General features: G+C 52.9%; 14 protein-coding genes. 6 read left to right on the top strand and 8 right to left on the bottom strand.

All coding sequences use genetic code 11. The annotated features are described in order from the left end of the window. Positions 1-24: 24 nt before the first annotated feature. From recF to ACMV8I_RS17270, 4 genes are all read left to right on the top strand, one after another. On the top strand, positions 25-1,113 hold the full coding sequence (gene recF, locus ACMV8I_RS17285; RefSeq protein WP_498866438.1) for a DNA replication/repair protein RecF: 1,089 nt from the start codon (positions 25-27) through the stop codon (positions 1,111-1,113). Between the two features lie 19 nt (positions 1,114-1,132). Then, entirely contained in the window at positions 1,133-3,547 is a 2,415-nt protein-coding gene (gyrB, locus tag ACMV8I_RS17280; protein ID WP_498866437.1) for a DNA topoisomerase (ATP-hydrolyzing) subunit B, read from the top strand. Positions 3,548-3,818: 271 nt separating this feature from the next. Further along, complete coding sequence (gene yidA, locus ACMV8I_RS17275) at positions 3,819-4,634, top strand: sugar-phosphatase (protein ID WP_498866436.1); 816 nt, start codon at positions 3,819-3,821, stop codon at positions 4,632-4,634. Between the two features lie 29 nt (positions 4,635-4,663). Then, a complete protein-coding gene (locus tag ACMV8I_RS17270) occupies positions 4,664-5,938 on the top strand; it encodes a YidR family protein (RefSeq protein WP_498866435.1) in 1,275 nt (424 codons plus the stop codon). Positions 5,939-5,957: 19 nt separating this feature from the next. Here ACMV8I_RS17270 and ACMV8I_RS17265 read toward each other — a convergent pair whose 3' ends face one another. Next, the gene (locus ACMV8I_RS17265) at positions 5,958-6,335 is read right to left on the bottom strand and encodes a YceK/YidQ family lipoprotein (protein WP_498866434.1); all 378 of its coding nucleotides are present in this window, start codon (positions 6,333-6,335) and stop codon (positions 5,958-5,960) included. 418 nt (positions 6,336-6,753) lie between these two features. Here ACMV8I_RS17265 and ibpA point away from each other — a divergent pair, with 418 nt between their 5' ends. Beyond that, positions 6,754-7,164 (top strand): small heat shock chaperone IbpA, encoded by a 411-nt coding sequence (ibpA, locus tag ACMV8I_RS17260; RefSeq protein WP_498866433.1) that lies wholly within the window; start codon positions 6,754-6,756, stop codon positions 7,162-7,164. A 123-nt stretch (positions 7,165-7,287) separates the two neighbouring features. Continuing rightward, complete coding sequence (gene ibpB / locus ACMV8I_RS17255) at positions 7,288-7,722, top strand: small heat shock chaperone IbpB (protein WP_498866432.1); 435 nt, start codon at positions 7,288-7,290, stop codon at positions 7,720-7,722. Between the two features lie 108 nt (positions 7,723-7,830). Here the strand turns inward: ibpB and ACMV8I_RS17250 are convergent, their stop codons facing one another. From ACMV8I_RS17250 to ACMV8I_RS17220, 7 genes are all read right to left on the bottom strand, one after another. Continuing rightward, positions 7,831-9,084, bottom strand: coding sequence for a valine--pyruvate transaminase (locus ACMV8I_RS17250; protein WP_498866431.1), 1,254 nt, complete (start codon positions 9,082-9,084; stop codon positions 7,831-7,833). 153 nt (positions 9,085-9,237) lie between these two features. Then, positions 9,238-10,215: a glyoxylate/hydroxypyruvate reductase GhrB gene (gene ghrB / locus ACMV8I_RS17245; protein ID WP_498866430.1), complete on the bottom strand. Its 978-nt coding sequence runs from the start codon at positions 10,213-10,215 to the stop codon at positions 9,238-9,240. A gap of 42 nt (positions 10,216-10,257) precedes the next feature. Next, on the bottom strand, positions 10,258-11,526 hold the full coding sequence (locus ACMV8I_RS17240) for an MFS transporter (protein ID WP_498866429.1): 1,269 nt from the start codon (positions 11,524-11,526) through the stop codon (positions 10,258-10,260). Positions 11,527-11,592: 66 nt separating this feature from the next. Further along, positions 11,593-12,342: a sugar phosphate isomerase/epimerase family protein gene (locus tag ACMV8I_RS17235; protein WP_498866428.1), complete on the bottom strand. Its 750-nt coding sequence runs from the start codon at positions 12,340-12,342 to the stop codon at positions 11,593-11,595. Between the two features lie 220 nt (positions 12,343-12,562). Next, on the bottom strand, positions 12,563-13,597 hold the full coding sequence (locus ACMV8I_RS17230) for a LacI family DNA-binding transcriptional regulator (protein ID WP_498866427.1): 1,035 nt from the start codon (positions 13,595-13,597) through the stop codon (positions 12,563-12,565). 81 nt (positions 13,598-13,678) lie between these two features. Next, a complete protein-coding gene (locus ACMV8I_RS17225; RefSeq protein WP_498866426.1) occupies positions 13,679-14,965 on the bottom strand; it encodes an MFS transporter in 1,287 nt (428 codons plus the stop codon). Positions 14,966-15,046: 81 nt separating this feature from the next. Further along, entirely contained in the window at positions 15,047-17,170 is a 2,124-nt protein-coding gene (locus ACMV8I_RS17220) for an alpha-galactosidase (RefSeq protein WP_498866425.1), read from the bottom strand. Between the last annotated feature and the right edge of the window lie 106 nt (positions 17,171-17,276).

Genomic DNA, 17,276 nt, shown 5'->3' with positions numbered 1-17,276 from the left:
GATTACGCCCTGGAATTGGTTTAGATGGCCTTAACGCGCTTACTGATAAAAGATTTCCGCAACATCGAGGCGGCGGATGTAGATCCGTCCCCCGGTTTCAATTTTCTGGTCGGCCCCAATGGCAGCGGTAAAACCAGCGTGCTGGAAGCGATATATACGCTTGGGCACGGGCGTGCTTTTCGCAGTTTGCAGGCCGGCCGGGTTATCCGTCACGATCAGGCTGAATTTATTCTGCATGGCCGTATTGATGACGGCGGCGAGCGTGAAATTTCTGTGGGCTTAAGTAAAAGCCGGCAAGGAGACAGCAAGGTACGTATTGATGGCAGCGACGGGCATAAAGTCTCGGAGCTGGCGCAGATGCTGCCAATGCAACTTATTACACCCGAAGGCTTCACCCTGCTCAATGGTGGACCGAAGTACCGGCGGGCGTTTCTCGACTGGGGTTGTTTCCACCATGACCCCGGTTTTTTTATCGCCTGGAGCAATCTGCGAAGATTACTCAAGCAGCGCAACGCCGCGCTGCGTCAGGTGAGTCGTTATGCGCAAATTCGTGCCTGGGATCAGGAGTTGATTCCGTTAGCCGAGCGCATCAGCGAATGGCGGGCGGCTTACAGCGATGCAATCGCGGCTGATATCAGCGCGACCTGTGCGCAGTTCCTGCCGGAGTTCGCCCTCAGCTTCTCTTTCCAGCGTGGATGGGACAAAGAGACTGAATACGGCGAGCTGCTGGAACGTAATTTTGAACGTGACAGAGCCTTGACCTATACCGCATCTGGCCCGCATAAAGCCGATTTTCGTATCCGTGCCGATGGTACGCCGGTGGAAGATTTGCTGTCACGCGGCCAGTTGAAATTATTGATGTGCGCGCTTCGGTTAGCGCAGGGTGAGTTTCTCACCCGACAGAGCGGGCGGCGTTGCCTGTATCTTCTTGACGATTTTGCCTCCGAGCTGGACGCCGACCGACGTCGGTTGCTGGCTGATCGCCTAAAAGCCACCCAGGCACAGGTATTTGTCAGCGCTATCGGCGTTGAGCAAGTTACCGATATGATGGGTGAAAAGGGCAAGATGTTCCGCGTGGAACAGGGTAAAATAGCCGTTCTATCACAGGACTAAAAATGAGCGAGAAACGTTGATGTCGAATACTTATGACTCCTCAAGTATCAAGGTATTAAAAGGGCTGGACGCGGTGCGTAAGCGCCCCGGCATGTATATCGGCGATACCGATGACGGCACTGGTCTGCACCACATGGTATTCGAGGTTGTGGACAACGCTATCGACGAAGCCCTGGCTGGCCACTGTAAAGAGATTCAAGTCACGATCCACGCAGATAACTCTGTCTCCGTTCAGGATGATGGCCGTGGTATTCCAACCGGTATTCATGAGGAAGAGGGCGTTTCCGCTGCCCAGGTCATCATGACCGTTCTGCATGCCGGCGGTAAATTTGATGATAACTCGTACAAAGTGTCTGGCGGTCTTCATGGCGTGGGTGTTTCCGTCGTTAACGCCCTGTCGGAAAAACTTGAGTTGGTTATCCGCCGCGAAGGCAAAGTGCATGAGCAAACTTATATGCACGGCGAACCGCAGAATCCGTTAAAAGTGGTCGGTGAAACCGAAGCAACCGGCACCACCGTGCGCTTCTGGCCTAGCTTTAACACCTTTACCAATAACACAGAATTTGAGTATGAGATTCTGGCTAAGCGCTTGCGCGAACTGTCATTCCTGAACTCCGGCGTGGCGATCCGTCTGCTGGACAAGCGTGACGGAAAGAACGATCACTTCCATTACGAAGGCGGTATCAAAGCGTTCGTAGAGTACCTGAGCAAGAACAAAAACCCGATCCATCCTACAGTGTTCTATTTCTCCACCGTGAAAGACGATATCGGTGTGGAAGTGGCGCTGCAGTGGAATGATGGTTTCCAGGAAAATATTTACTGCTTTACCAACAATATCCCTCAGCGCGACGGCGGCACCCATCTGGTCGGTTTCCGTTCTGCGATGACCCGTACGCTCAATGCGTATATGGATAAAGAAGGCTACAGCAAAAAATCCAAAATCAGCGCCACCGGTGATGATGCCCGTGAAGGTCTGATCGCCGTTGTTTCGGTAAAAGTGCCGGATCCTAAGTTCTCTTCTCAGACCAAAGACAAACTGGTTTCTTCCGAAGTGAAGACCGCCGTTGAGTCATTGATGAACGAGAAACTGGTTGATTATCTGTTGGAAAACCCGGGCGACGCGAAAATCGTAGTCGGGAAAATCATTGATGCGGCCCGTGCCCGAGAAGCAGCACGTAAAGCCCGTGAAATGACCCGCCGCAAAGGTGCGTTGGACCTGGCAGGTTTGCCGGGCAAACTGGCTGACTGCCAGGAACGCGACCCGGCCCATTCCGAACTGTACTTAGTGGAAGGGGACTCAGCGGGCGGCTCAGCAAAACAGGGCCGTAACCGTAAGAACCAGGCGATCTTGCCGCTAAAAGGTAAAATCCTCAACGTTGAGAAAGCGCGTTTCGACAAAATGCTCTCTTCGCAGGAAGTTGCCACGCTGATCACTGCGCTTGGTTGCGGCATTGGCCGTGACGAATACAACCCGGATAAACTGCGCTACCACAGCATCATCATCATGACCGATGCCGACGTCGATGGTTCTCACATCCGTACTTTGCTGCTGACTTTCTTCTTCCGTCAGATGCCTGAAATTATTGAGCGTGGCCACGTGTATATCGCCCAGCCACCGCTGTATAAAGTCAAAAAAGGCAAGCAAGAACAGTATATTAAAGATGACGAAGCGATGGACCAGTACCAGATCTCCATCGCAATGGACGGCGCCACGCTGCACACCAATGCCCACGCTCCGGCGCTGGCGGGTGAAGCACTGGAAAAACTGGTTGCCGAACATTACGGTGTGCAGAAAATGATTGGCCGCATGGAGCGCCGCTTCCCGCGTGCTCTGTTGAACTGTCTGGTTTACCAACCAACGCTGAAGGGAGCCGATCTCAACGATCAGGTTGTCGTTCAGGCTTGGATGGAATCCCTGGTGGCTATGCTGAACGAAAAAGAGCAGCACGGCAGCAACTACAGTGCGATTGTGCGTGAAAACCGCGAACGTCAGATATTTGAACCGGTTCTGCGCATTCGTACACACGGTGTGGATACCGATTACGATCTCGACTTCGACTTCGTTAACGGTGGCGAATACCGCAAACTCTGTACGCTGGGTGAAAAACTGCGCGGCCTGATCGAAGAAGATGCCTTCATCGAACGTGGTGAACGCCGTCAGCCAATCCTCAGCTTTGAACAAGCACTGGAATGGCTGGTGAAAGAGTCGCGTCGCGGTCTTTCGGTACAGCGTTACAAAGGCTTGGGCGAAATGAACCCCGATCAGCTGTGGGAAACCACCATGGATCCGGAACAACGCCGTATGCTGCGCGTAACCATCAGAGATGCTATTGCTGCGGATCAGCTGTTTACCACCCTGATGGGTGATGCCGTTGAACCTCGTCGCGCCTTTATCGAAGATAACGCATTGAAAGCGGCCAACATCGATATCTAATACCCGTCATCCTTCAAGCTGTCACTGCGTTGGTTGCTTTCATTTACCCCGGTCACTTACCTGTGTAAGCTCCCGGGGTTCATTCAGTGGCCGCGTTGATATACTAAAAGTAGGCGCCTCTAGGCGACTCGAATGATTTTGGGTAGTAATGGATCCGGAGTGAGAAATCGCTTCGGATTTTTTTTATCCGCGGTCTGTTGCGAATCAGGCTGGTTTTGCCGTAGTAAGTCGCGTTAGCATTGAGAAAGATTATTTAAACTTTGAGGATGCTATGGCTATTGAATTAATTGCAATTGATATGGATGGCACGTTGCTCAATCCGCAGCATGAAGTTACTCCCGCCGTGAAACAGGCTCTCGCAGCGGCCCGCAAAAAAGGGGTGCAAATTGTACTGGCGACTGGCCGCCCTTTTATCGGCGTGCAGCGTTATCTACAAGAGCTAGATCTGCAACAAGTGGGCTGTTATTGCATTACGAATAACGGTGCTTTGGTACATGATGCGCAAGATGGCGGCGTGATTGCCGAAATAGCTCTCAAGATTGACGATTATCATTACATGGAAAAGTTATCACGTGAGCTTGGTGTACACTTCCATGCGCTGACTAAAACCGATCTTTTCACCGCCAACCGCGACATCAGCCAGTACAGCGTGCATGAATCTTCCATCACCGGCATCCCGCTGCATTTCTGCCCGGCAGAGGAAATGGATGCGTCGTTAATCTTCCCGAAAGTGATGATGATTGACCATCCTGAATTGCTCGACCAGGCTATCACGCAAATCCCTGCCGAGGCGAAAGAACGTTATACCATCATGAAAAGCTCGCCTTATTATCTCGAAATCCTCGATAAACGAGTGAATAAAGGGGAAGGCGTTAAAACGCTGGCCACCAAACTGGGGATACCACGCGAAAATGTGATGACCTTGGGCGATCAGGAAAATGACATTGCTATGCTCGAGTACGCCGGTATGGGTGTGGCGATGGGCAACGCGCTGGACAGCGTAAAAGCGGTCAGCCAGTTTGTGACCAAAACCAATATGGAAGACGGTGTGGCTTTTGCGATTGAGAAATTTGTTCTGAACGTTTGAACGGTGCCCAAAAGGAGAAGGTTGTAGCGATGGAAAAACAACTCACTTTCGACGCCCGCGGGCATCAGTTAACCAACATCAATGTCTGGACGCCGGACAGCCAGTGGCTGGTCTACGATGTCCGTCCGCATGGCGGTTCATTTACCGGTTCAACCATCGAGCGGGTGAATGTGGAAACAGGCGAAGTGCAGGTGATTTACCAGGCTACACAGGGTGCGCACGTTGGGGTGGCGACGGTCAGCCCAGACCAGCCTGCCCGTTACGCGTTTATTCATGGCCCGGAACATCCTGATAGTACCTGGCAGTACGACTTTCATCACCGTCGTGGCGTGATTGTCAGTGAGCCGCTTTGTTCACCGGCCGTCACGCTGGATGCCCTTGATATCACCGCTCCTTTTACGTCCGGTGCGCTGCGCGGCGGCACGCACGTTCATGTTTTTAGCCCGGACGGTTCGCGCCTCAGTTTTACCTATAATGATCACGTTTTGCGTGAACGGGATCCGGCGCTAGACCTGCGTAACGTCGGCGTGGCGATTTCTGGTCATCCGGTGGTGCCTCCAAAACATCATCCGCGCGAATACGACGGCAGCCACTTCAGCGTGCTGGTCAGCCAGACCACACCCGAACCTCAGGCGGGTAGCGACGAGATTAACCGTGCCTATGAAGAGAGCTGGATCGGTCGGGAAGGCTATCAAAAACCGGATGGCCGGCGTCAGCGCTGGGCGCTTGCATTTATGGGCGATACGCAATCTGCTTCGGGTGAAAAACACCCGGAAGTTTTTGTGGTGGACTTACCCGAAAATGACAGTGACTACCTGCAGGCCGGGGCGAAACCGCTTGAGGGAACCGCCGTAACGATGCCTTCCTCACCGGCTGGCGTAAAACAACGACGTATTACGTTCACTGAAAAAGGTATCGCGCAGCAGCCGCGACACTGGTTGCGTGCTTCGCCCGACGGTGCGCAGATTGCATTTTTGATGAAGGATGAACGGGATGTGGTCCAGTTGTGGACGGTTTCACCGAACGGGGGCAGACCAACACAAATCAGCCAAACGATGACCGGCATTCAGTCTGCGTTCAGCTGGAGTCCTGACGGAAAATCGCTGGCACTGGTGTGTGACAACAGCGTGATGCGCGTTGAATTGAACAATGGGGGGATGCAGCGGCTGACGGAAAGAACCTACATCGCACCCTGTGCGGATGCCGTGGTCTTTTCGCCCGACGGCAAAAAGGTGGCCTTTATGCGTCAGTACGGAGAGTTTGCCCAGATTGCCATCACGTCCAGTCGCCAGGGCCAGGATTGACCAGCCAAATGGCGACTGACTATTTTTTATGGGTCGACGATTTTTGCGAATGTGTCGTCGCTGACATCGGCGGGATGTGGTCGATATCCACACCGTTGCTCAGCGCCAGGTTATGTTCTTCACTGGCTTTGATTCGATCCCGCGTGTTCTGATTTCCCTGACGGTAATAGTCATAAGGTAATAGCAGCGTATCGAGTAGCGCACTGAAAGGCAGATCGATAATTAGCAGCGGCGTCATTGCCCAACTGGTGTCATCGCTTGTAATCATCGTTACGTCAGCGCGTGACCCGGGATAGTATCCCTGATGCCCACCGGTATGAGTCATTACGCTGGAGCAGCCGCTGGTCGATAAAAAAGCGCATCCTGTCACGAGCGGCAGTAAAACTGTTTTCATCATGGTCGGACTCATCTCATGCTGTCGGACTGAGGATTTATCGTCAAAGGTGACTTATATCACTCAGCCAAAAAAATTAACAAAGCAAGACTTGGCTCTGTGGTGGTCGTCTCAATTATTCGCTTTGTGCCTGAAGTTACTGCCTTAGCTAAACTCCGGTGACACTGAATGATAGTGTAAGAGACGACGGATAGCCTGCTGTGAAAGATCTAAATATCTTATACGGCGCTATTGTTTAGATTCCCCGACATTTTCATTAGTCGGCATGATTTTTTCTTGTGCTGACTTGAAATTCTTTTTTCTACCACCATTTTTATCATACGACGCAGGAAAGCATACGCCGTAAGGGTATGACGCGTCACCGATCTGTCCCGAGGGAAGGTCATAACAATCGACTCGCTGCATGTCAGGAGAAGCACTCATGCGTAATTTTGATTTATCCCCATTATACCGCTCTGCTATTGGTTTCGACCGACTATTCAATTTAATTGAGTCCGGACAAAATCAGGGTGGTGGTTACCCTCCCTATAATGTCGAATTGGTGGATGAAAACCATTACCGCATTGCTATTGCGGTGGCCGGTTTTGCTGAATCCGAGTTGGACATCACCGCCCAGGATAATATGTTACTGGTTAAAGGTGCTCATAAAGACGCAGCAGCAGAACGTACCTATTTATATCAGGGCATCGCCGAACGCAATTTCGAGCGCAAATTCCAGCTGGCTGAACATATTAAAATTAAATCCGCCAATCTGGCGAACGGTTTGCTTTACATCGATCTTGAACGCGTCGTGCCGGAATCATCCAAGCCGCGTCGCATCGATATACGTTAATTCGGCCCGCAGATAACAGAGAACGTTTTTGATAAAACATTGCTCGCCGTCAGGGAGCAGTAATGCCACGCCTTTGAAACAGTGGCGACTTCATTTATCTCGCTTCATAGAAGGAGTTACACCATGCGTAATTACGATATTTCCCCATTACTGCGTCAGTGGATTGGCTTCGATAAACTTGCCAGCTCAATGCAGGGCGTCGATCAGGCCTTCCCTCCGTATAACATTGAGAAATCAGACGATAATCATTATCGCATCTCACTGGCGCTGGCAGGTTTCCAGCAAAGCGATCTGAATATTGAGGTAGAAGGCCCGCGCCTGACCATCAGCGGGACGCCAGCGCAGCCGGACACCAAAGTGGAATACCTGCATCAGGGATTAGTGATCAAGCCTTTTAGCCTGAGCTTTACGCTGGCTGAGCACATGCACGTTTCTGCCGCTGAGTTTACCCACGGCCTGCTGCACGTTAGCCTGGTCCGCGACGTACCGCCCGCGCTGCAACCGCAGAAAATCGCTATCGGTACGGATAAACCTGCGTTAGAAAATCAGCCGACTTAAGACATCTCGTTTTAAACTCATCTTTAAAACGCATAAAAAGAAAGCCGGGGCCCATGTTGCCCCGGCTTTCTTATATCTCTGTCGTTCAGAACATGATGACGGGTTTTATTAAAGATTTTCTGCGTGTGCTTTTTCCACTTCTTCCGCCAAAATTTTCACGCCGCGCTCAATCTGCTCAGCATCAGGCACGTAGTTCATCCGCATACATTGATGAGTATGCGGCCAAGGATGTTCCAACCCAGGGAAGAAGTAATGGCCAGGCACCATTAGCACGCCGCGCTGCTTAAGGCGCTGATACAGTACTTCGGTGGTGATAGGCAGATGTTTAAACCATAACCAGAGGAAAATCGCCCCTTCAGGTTTATGAATCAAACAGCGCTCTGGCGGCAGATAGCGGCGTAGCGTGGCGATGGTTTCCTGCACTCGCTGATAATAGAAGGGTTTAATTACGTCTTCTGACAGGCGCAGCAGGTCACCACGAACAATCATTTCATTGGCGATGGCGGGGCCGACGCTGCCCGGTGACAAGCTGATGATGCCGTTCATATTGCTGATGGCGGTAATAACTTTCTCGTCAGCAATCACGATGCCGCAGCGTGAGCCCGGCAGGCCGAGCTTCGACAAGCTCATGCACAAAATAATATTCGGATTCCACAACGGCGTGGCGTCAGTAAAGACGATGCTGGGGAAAGGTACGCCGTAGGCGTTGTCGATCAGCAGCGGAATGTCATGCCGTTGCGCCAGTGCATCCAGACGCTGTAATTCCTGATCGGTTATCACATTGCCGGTCGGGTTGGTCGGGCGTGACACGCAAATCAGGCCGATATCGTCCGTGATGTTGAGATGATCGAAGTCGACATGATATTTAAACTGGCCTTCAGGCAGCAATTCAATATTAGGTTTGGCAGAAATGAACAGATTTTCGTCCAGTCCGGCATCGGCATAACCGAGATACTCCGGTGCCAGCGGGAACAACACCTTCGCCATCGAGCCGTTGGCGCGACGGCCAGCATACAAGTTGAACAGGTAGAAGAAAGCGCTCTGGCTGCCGTTGGTCAGCGCGATATTTTTGGCGTCCAGCTCCCAACCCAGCTCTCTCTTCAGCAGATCAGCCAACGCATGGCGCAGCACATCTTTGCCTTGCGGCCCGTCATAGTTACACAGGGCTTCGGTCAGCTTACCTTCTGCTAACATCTCGCTTAACAGCGTTTGGAAATAGTCCTGCATTTCCGGTATTTGCGCAGGGTTCCCACCGCCGAGCATGACTGCCCCGGGCGTGCGCAAGCCATCATTCATATCGCCCATCAGGCGGCTAATGCCTGTGAAACGGGTAAATTTATCGCCGAAAACAGAAAACGTCATAGAAAGATTTGTGTGTTATCAGAATGTGACGCCCACCATAACGTCTGCTGTAAAACAGTGCAATCGCCCCCGATGCGTTGAAACGTACCATTACCGCTATCATGGATAAAAAATACCGCCACCTGGCGGCATTTTACACACTCTCTTTCCGATCTATTGCTTCAAAATCTGTGGATTAACACAGTTCTCTTTCACTTCATCGGTAAGTGCGGCGATAAGGTTATCCACTGCGCAGGCGGCCATGCCATAACGGGTTTCATGGGTGGCAGAGCCGATATGCGGCAGCGCTACAACGTTTGGCAAGCTGAGCAGCGGGGAGTCTTTCGGCAAGGGTTCAGTTTCAAAGACATCCATTCCTGCGGCATGGAGGGTGCCGTCTTTTAGGGCGGCAATCAGCGCTTTCTCGTCGATGACCGGACCACGGCCTGCGCTGATCAAAATGGCGCTGGACTTCATTTTGGCCAGTTGTTCTTTGCCGATGGTGTGGAAGGTTTGATCGGTCAGCGGCAACAATACGCAGACGAAATCTGACTTAGCCAGCAGTTCGTCCAGTTCACACTTCTTCGCGCCGAAGCGCTCCTCGGCGGCCTTATGCTGGCTGCGGGCGTTGTAAAGCACCGGCATGTCGAAGCCGAAATGCGCACGCTGCGCCAGCGCGAGCCCGATACGGCCCATACCGATAATCCCTATAGTCTTGTGATGCACATCGACACCAAACCAATCTGCACCAATGTTGCTGGTCCATTCACCGGCTTTGACACGTTCGGCGATATTCACCACGCGGCGCGCGGTAGCAAGCACCAGCGCCATCACGGTGTCGGCTACCGTATCGGTTAGCACGGTTGGGGTATGCATCAGCGGGATCTCGCGGCGGGTCAGTTCATCGACGTCAAAATTGTCGTATCCCACTGAGATAGTCGACACGCCCCGCAGACACGGTGCGTGATCCAGCAGTTCTTTGTTCACCGCGCCGCCCGCGCCAATTAGCCCTTCCGCTTGCTGCAGGGCATCAAACACTTTCGGACGGTTCTCTTCGGTAATACCGTCGAACTCGACGATTGAGAAGTGTTTTTCCAGGCGCTGATGCAGGTCTGCGGGTAGCTCTTTATATAAAACGATCGATGGCTTCATTACACACTCCAGGATAAAGGATTGATTAACACTGACATAAGATTAGATCGATGGCGGTTTCGCCGATGTTTGCTCAGGTTTCACCATCAGCGTCAGTACGACAGAAACCAGCAGAGACGCGGCCATGAATATAAACGAGGCCGCCGGGCTGCCGGTATTACCGTTGAGATAACCGACAAACCACGATCCGAAGAACGAACCGAGTGCCCCAAGACTGTTGATCAGCGCCATCGCGCCGCCGGCGACATTTCTTGGTAGCATCTCAGGAATAATGGAGAAGAACGGGCCGTAAGGGGCATACATGGCAGCGGCGGCGATCACCAGCAGCGCGTACGAGACCCAGAAATTATTCGGGCCGACGGCCCACGAAGCGAAGAATGCCAGCGCGCCAACCAGCAGCAGCGGCCAGACGAAAATCTTGCGGTTCTGCAATTTATCCGACGCCCATGACACGATGATCATCGCGACAGTCGCCGCAAGATAAGGGACCGAAGAGAGCCAGCCCGCTTTCACCATGCCCATCTGCATACCGCTGCGCAGAATCGACGGTAGCCACAATACGAAACCGTAGACCCCAATACTCCAGGCGAAATATTGCATACACAGCAGGATCACATTACGCGATTTAAACGCTTCGGCGTAGTTATGCACCGCCTTAATACCTTCTTGCTCTTTCGCCAACCGATCGGCCAGCGCTTTCTTCTCCTCCTGCGTCAGCCAGTTAACCTGTTCCGGTTTGTCTTTCACCAGGAACCACCAGCAGACTGCCCAGATCACCGCCGGAATGCCTTCGAAAATAAACATCTCACGCCAGCCGAAGGCGTGGATCAAATAACCGGACAACACCGACATCCATAGCACCGTGACCGGATTCCCGAGGATCAGGAAAGTATTGGCCCGCGATCGCTCAGATTTGGTGAACCAATTACTGATATACACCAGCATGGCGGGCATCACGGCAGCCTCAACGACCCCAAGTGCGAAGCGGATCGCGGCCAGCATGGGGATGTTATGGACGACGCCGGTCAGGGAGGCAAAACCGCCCCATAACAGCAGGCACCAAAAAATCAGCGTCCTGACGCTGCGGCGTTCGGCGTAAATAGTGCCGGGGATTTGGAAGAAGAAATAACCGAGGAAAAACAGTGCACCGAGCAGTGATGACATCCCTTTAGTAATACCGAGGTCATCATTGATACCCGCCGCCGATGCAAAGCTAAAGTTCGAGCGATCGACATAAGCCAAGCTGTAAGTGATAAACACGATCGGCATGATGTACCACCAGCGGCGGGGCGAACTCCCGGACGGGTTCATAACTGTTCTCCTGATTATTCTTCAGAATTCCTTACGCCACGTTCTGCGGCATGACTTACCGGCAGGTTATTGTCGTAATAAATCGACATAGTGACGGGTCACGGCGGTCAGGTCCTCACCTTCTAGTGGGAACTCAATCCCCCGCGGCACGTCCTGCGGCAGTTTTGCCAGCAGCGGCTTCCAGCTGCCATCGGAATCGTCCAGCGCCACGGCGTGCCATTTCTCGCCGCGCTTTTCTGCGGCTTTAACGTGAACATAACCAACATGCTGCGCTACCCGATCGGCAGCAGCCATCGGATCCTGCCCGACCCACAGCCAGTTGGCCATATCGAAGGCCATCGTCAGCGGTAAATGCAGCGATTGTGCCGCGAACATGAACGCGTTTAACTGCGATAAAATGCCGCAGTCTGAGGTCTGGTCATTCTCCACCACCAGTTTGACCGGGTTCGATCCCAGTATGACTTTTAGCGGCGTGAGGTCTTCACCGGCTTTGAAATAACCCAGCGCCAGTTTCAGTGAGCGTGCACCGAGTGTTGCCGCTTCCTCTAAAAATGTTGTCAGCGATGGATTAACCTTCCCGCCCTCAATAAACAGCGATTCTGGTGCGGAATAAACGGTAAATAGATCTTTCTGGCGAATTTTTTCCGCTAAATCGGGCAAATTACTCAACTCAGCGGTTGTAAACAATTCGCGGCGAATTTCTACGCCATCCGCACCCGCATCTGCAATCACCTGAAGCAGTGCAGCCTGACCGCCCAGCGCCTTCACGTTGTCATTACCATAAGCCGCCATGACCACTACAATCTCTTTTTTCATCTCGATATCCTTGTAAAAATTGGCCCGCTATCGGGGGCAATATTCAATTTTAGACGGTTAAACCGGGCGCGGATTTTTGTTAATCGTTTTTTGCCTCTACACTCACGCTAACTGGGACCGATTCCATTGAAAAGTGGCAAGGCTAAAAAATATGATCCTGCTCACGAAGAAATGGAGCGGCAGGGGAGGCCTCAGAAGGGAATTATCGAGTTCGGTAAGCTTAATGCTTTGATGTTGACCCGCGCACAACCAGTTCGCCGGAAAACGCTTGCTCGCGGATCGGTTCCTGGCTGCCCTGAATACGGGTCACCAGTTGTTCAAGTGCCGCGACGCCCATGTCGTAGGTCGGCTGTTTCAGTGTTGTGATGCCCACGCCTGCCAGCTCCGCCCATTCCAGTTCGTCAAAGCCCAGCAGGCCGATGTCCTGTCCCCAAACCAAATCTATCCGGCGCATGGCGCGTGCTACCTGCAGCGTCAGAGCACCATTGACGGCCAGCACCGCTTTACGTTTATCCGGGTAATGCGCGACGAAATCGCGTAGCAATTTTTCCAGCCCGGCGGTATCGCTAAGTTCAACTTCACCCTGTTCAGCGACGCGCTGTGGTTCACGCTGCATACGCTGTAAGAACGTCTGCAGACGGTCGAAACGGGTGTTGATGGTCATCGGTTCGCTGAGGAACAAGATGGCCTCGAAACCTTGATTCAGAAGATGATCGGTCACCATCGTTGTGGCCTGAGCATTGTCCAGACCGACCACATCACAGGAGAAGTTCGCCACTTTACGGTCGATCAGCACCATCGGTAAATTGGCCTGTTGCAGGGTAGAAATAGCCGCCTCACGCATGCCGACGGCGTTAACCACCATGCCATCGACGCGGTAGCTACTAAGCAGCTGCAGATAGTGTTTTTCCTGATCGAGCTGATTATTGGTGTTACACACCAGCAGCGTCAGCCCCTGCTGGCGGCAGGCGGCTTCAACACCGCGCATGACGTCAACGGAATAAGGATTGGTGATATCGGCGAGAATCAGCCCAATGAGCCGCGTATGGCCGCTTTTCAGGCTGCGAGCCATCTGGCTCGGCTGGTAATCCAGCAGAGTGATGGCCCGCTCGATTCGTTCCTTCAAATCGTCGGAAAGCAGATGTTTCTCGCCGTTCAGATAGCGAGAAATACTGGTTTTACCGGTTTTGGCGGCACTGGCGACATCACGTATTGTGGCGCGGACAGCGTTGCCCGGAGCCTGTTTTTTGCTCACAACCTTTCTCCCTTTATGCTTATCTCACGGAGACTAGCACAGAGTATGCAAAGGCTGTAACCGCGGGTCACATAAAGTCAATCAGCGCACTCCCTCCACCGTTCTCGTCGCCGGAACGGCCTGTTGTCTTGGGTGGTTGCTCAGCGTGAAGGCCGAAATAATGGTCACACTAAATGCAATACCGCCGAGGATCAGATAGGTATCACTGAATCCGATGCGGTCATACAAACTGCCCGCGAAGGCGGAAAGGAAAATCGCCGCCAGCTGTTTGGCGAAGTTAAACCCGATCAGATAAATGGTGGCCGAGAACCGGACATCAAAAATCTGTGTGATGTATTTGAACACGCCAACCAGCAGGAATGGCACTTCCAGCGCATGCAGCATTTTCAGCATAATCACTTCTACGGCAGTGGTGGCAAATGACGAGCCGACGATACGGATCGACATAATCGTTCCTGCCAGCAGCAGGGTATTTTTCGCGCCGATGCGGTTAATGATCCATGGCGAACAGAACATGATCAGCGCGTTGCACAGCTCCCCGGCGGTGGTGACGTAGCCAAACATTTCGGTGCCGTGCTGCGGTGAGGCGAAGAAGGATTTAAAGAACGTGGCGAACTGCTGATCGAAGACGTCATACACGCAGGCAACGCCGACAACGTACAAAATCAGCATCCACAGTTTGCGCTCTTTCAGCAACAAGGCCGCCGTTTTCAGCGAAAATTGTGATTGATTGGCACCGAGTTTATCCAACACCTGCGCATTTTTGTTTTCCTGTGGACGGGCTATCAGCAGTAACACCATCAGAATCAACGCGGCGGCGGACCCCATCCAGAACACGATATTTGGGTTGATGTTAAACAGCACGCCTGCGGTGGAGGCACAAATGCCCCAACCGAAGCAGCCGAACATCCGCGCTTTGCCGTATTCAAACGCACTGTTGCGGCTAACCCTTTCGATATACGCCTCGGTCGCCCCCGAGCCGCCAGCAAATACGAAACCGATGTACGCACCGCCCAAAATGGCACCGGCCACGATATTGATTTTCAGCAGCGGGGCGAACACATAAATAAAGAACGGCGCGAACATAAACAGCAGAATGGCAATGATCCACAGAAGATGTTTCTTCAGGCCGAGCTTGTCAGAAATAATGCCGAAGAACGGCTGAAACAGAATCGCAAACAGCGACATGCTTGAAAATACAATACCGGTTTCCGTTTTGGTCAGGCCGATAACGTCAGACAGCCAGATGGGTAAAAACGGATAACAGGTAGCCATAATGAAGAAATAGAGGAAGAAATAGCTGCCGAATATCCAGAAGTTAGTGTTGTTTTTATAGAAGCAACGATCGCCAGTTTTTGTCGCGTTCATAGTGATTTCCTTGCCGAAACCATCAAGACCGGCAACGAAGCACCGGCGTTTTTATATTCATCTACTTTTCAAATCAACCGATTAAACGCGTTCAAAATTCAACAACAGCGCGCTTTCCGGGTCCAGCACCGGCAGTGTCAGCCCGGCATTCGCCAGCCATTCACCGCTCAGCACCGGCGATTGATGCAGCCACGCGGGTTGCACTCGCATAGTGTGGCCGCTGCCACCACCGTCCAGCAGCGCCGGTTGGTCCAGTACTGTGACGCGATAACGGCCATTCGGTTTTAGCCCCGGGATACGCAGCGAGCCGGGCAGTGACCAGGTGGGCATCGCCAGTTGGCTGACTAAAAACACGGCGCGATCGCGCTTTTGGCTCACTACACCGTTAATCAACATGGCGTCGTCATGGCTGTCCACGCGGAACACGTTTCCGCTGTGCAGTAACGAACGCAACTGCTGATGCAGACGGGTATATTTGGCGAAACCGGCACGCTCTGCGTCGCCTTCTTTGACCGGATCCAGCTCAATGCCCATATGGCCAAACAGCGCCGTCAGCCCCCGGAATTCAATGCTGTGCTGGCGTGAGGTGGCATGGCACAGCTTGCTGCCGATGTGCGACCCCATGACTTCTGGCGGGAAGAAATAGCTCATGCCGCGCTGAATTTTCTGCCGCTCCAGCGCGTCGTTGTTGTCTGACGTCCAGAAGCGGTGGCTGCGTTTCAACACTTCATAGTCGATGCGCCCGCCGCCGGAAGCGCAGGACTCAAACTCAATCTGCGGGAAGCGTTCACCCAGTACGTCGAGCAGGCGGTAGAACTGCTGCGTTTGCGCCGTCAGGGCGGCGCGGCCTTCATGCCCCGGCTGAACGATTTCGCGGTTCATATCCCACTTCACGTAATCGACGTCATGCTCACCGAGCAGCCAGCTCATACGGTCCACAAGATAATCAAACACCTGCGGATTATTCAAATCGAGTACGAACTGATGACGACCGCTCGGCTGCTGATAACCCGGCAACGCCAGTAGCCAATCTGGGTGGGCACGATAAAGATCGGAGTCCGGATTAATCATTTCCGGCTCGACCCAGATACCAAACTCCATACCGAGATTTTTAACGTGGCTGATCACCGGTTCCAGCCCGTTTGGGTATTTCTTCTCATCGAGATACCAGTCGCCGAGCGCAGCGCGGTCATGGTCGCGGCCGCGGAACCAACCGTCGTCGATAATGAAGCGTTCTACGCCCAATGCGGCAGACTCGGTTGCCATCTGCATAATGTAATCGGGATCGTGATCGAAATAGATGCCTTCCCAGGTATTCAGATGCACCGGGCGCGGTTTCCCGGTCGGAAAACGTAAAATTTGTTCGCGCACGAAGCGGTGGAATTGCTGGCTCATGCGGTTCAGTCCGCAGGCGGAATAGCTGGCGTACAGCCACGGCGTTTCCAGTGTTTCACCTTGTTCGAGACGCTGCTCGCCCGGCAGATAGAGCGCTTCGGCCTGCACCAGACGGCGACCATCGATTTTGATGTCCGCGCGCAGACGATGATTACCACTCCAGCCCAGGTGTATTCCCCAGACTTCGCCCTGTTCTTCGCTGAAACCCTGATGACCGATCATCATTGCCGGGAAATATTCCGAAGACGTTTTGCCGCGCCGGTTTTCCTGAATAATGCCGCCGTGCTCCAGCAGCGTGCGGTGTGGCTGGAATTCTTTGATCCAGCGGCCATGAAACGCCATCACTTCGGCGGCGCGTTCGGGCAGCGGCAGCGTGACAGCCAGACGCGCCAACTGATAGGTTCCTGGCTTGATATTGGTCAGCGCATTACGCGCCTGCAAAATGCCGCTGTCATCGAGGCGCAGTTCGCTGCGAAATTGCACACCCGCGATAGCATCTTCCGTGGTGATCGTCAGCTGATTTCCCTGCTGTTGCACGTCAATTGTATTGAACACCGGCGACCAGTCCATACCGTCACGATGGCCTTCCAGGCCCGGCGTACCGAAAGAGCCGCGCCCTGAATCGGCGCTGAAATTGACCGGTGCTTCGACATCGATGCGGCCGTTGGGCACTGCTCGGCTGAGGGAAATCATATCGTCAGCCGAAAACTGGCTCAGGCGATTTCCCCAATAAAGGATTTCGGCGAACGGTGTACAGCGTACGATTAGGCTGGTGTGTTCGCTGGTTAAATGAACGATCTGGTTTTCCATGCTGTCACGACTCCACTCGATAGTTGTTTCTATAAAACGCGATCTCGTGGCGTAACTATTAATCCGAAACGTTTCGGATTGGAAATGTGAAGGTGAAAATTTGTGA

Source organism: Ewingella sp. S1.OA.A_B6 (assembly GCF_049889095.1).
In the GTDB taxonomy this organism is placed as follows: domain Bacteria; phylum Pseudomonadota; class Gammaproteobacteria; order Enterobacterales; family Enterobacteriaceae; genus Ewingella.
This window is presented reverse-complemented; position numbering and strand designations above follow the sequence as displayed.

What these genes read in the sequence shown, in the direction of transcription:
- ACMV8I_RS17240 (WP_498866429.1), bottom strand. Translation starts at nt 11,526, where the DNA reads ATGAACCCGTCCGGGAGTTCGCCCCGCCGCTGGTGGTACATCATGCCG.
- gyrB (WP_498866437.1), top strand. Translation starts at nt 1,133, where the DNA reads ATGTCGAATACTTATGACTCCTCAAGTATCAAGGTATTAAAAGGGCTG.
- ACMV8I_RS17250 (WP_498866431.1), bottom strand. Translation starts at nt 9,084, where the DNA reads ATGACGTTTTCTGTTTTCGGCGATAAATTTACCCGTTTCACAGGCATT.
- ACMV8I_RS17235 (WP_498866428.1), bottom strand. Translation starts at nt 12,342, where the DNA reads ATGAAAAAAGAGATTGTAGTGGTCATGGCGGCTTATGGTAATGACAAC.
- ghrB (WP_498866430.1), bottom strand. Translation starts at nt 10,215, where the DNA reads ATGAAGCCATCGATCGTTTTATATAAAGAGCTACCCGCAGACCTGCAT.
- ACMV8I_RS17225 (WP_498866426.1), bottom strand. Translation starts at nt 14,965, where the DNA reads ATGAACGCGACAAAAACTGGCGATCGTTGCTTCTATAAAAACAACACT.
- recF (WP_498866438.1), top strand. Translation starts at nt 25, where the DNA reads ATGGCCTTAACGCGCTTACTGATAAAAGATTTCCGCAACATCGAGGCG.
- ACMV8I_RS17265 (WP_498866434.1), bottom strand. Translation starts at nt 6,335, where the DNA reads ATGATGAAAACAGTTTTACTGCCGCTCGTGACAGGATGCGCTTTTTTA.
- ibpA (WP_498866433.1), top strand. Translation starts at nt 6,754, where the DNA reads ATGCGTAATTTTGATTTATCCCCATTATACCGCTCTGCTATTGGTTTC.
- ACMV8I_RS17270 (WP_498866435.1), top strand. Translation starts at nt 4,664, where the DNA reads ATGGAAAAACAACTCACTTTCGACGCCCGCGGGCATCAGTTAACCAAC.
- yidA (WP_498866436.1), top strand. Translation starts at nt 3,819, where the DNA reads ATGGCTATTGAATTAATTGCAATTGATATGGATGGCACGTTGCTCAAT.
- ibpB (WP_498866432.1), top strand. Translation starts at nt 7,288, where the DNA reads ATGCGTAATTACGATATTTCCCCATTACTGCGTCAGTGGATTGGCTTC.
- ACMV8I_RS17220 (WP_498866425.1), bottom strand. Translation starts at nt 17,170, where the DNA reads ATGGAAAACCAGATCGTTCATTTAACCAGCGAACACACCAGCCTAATC.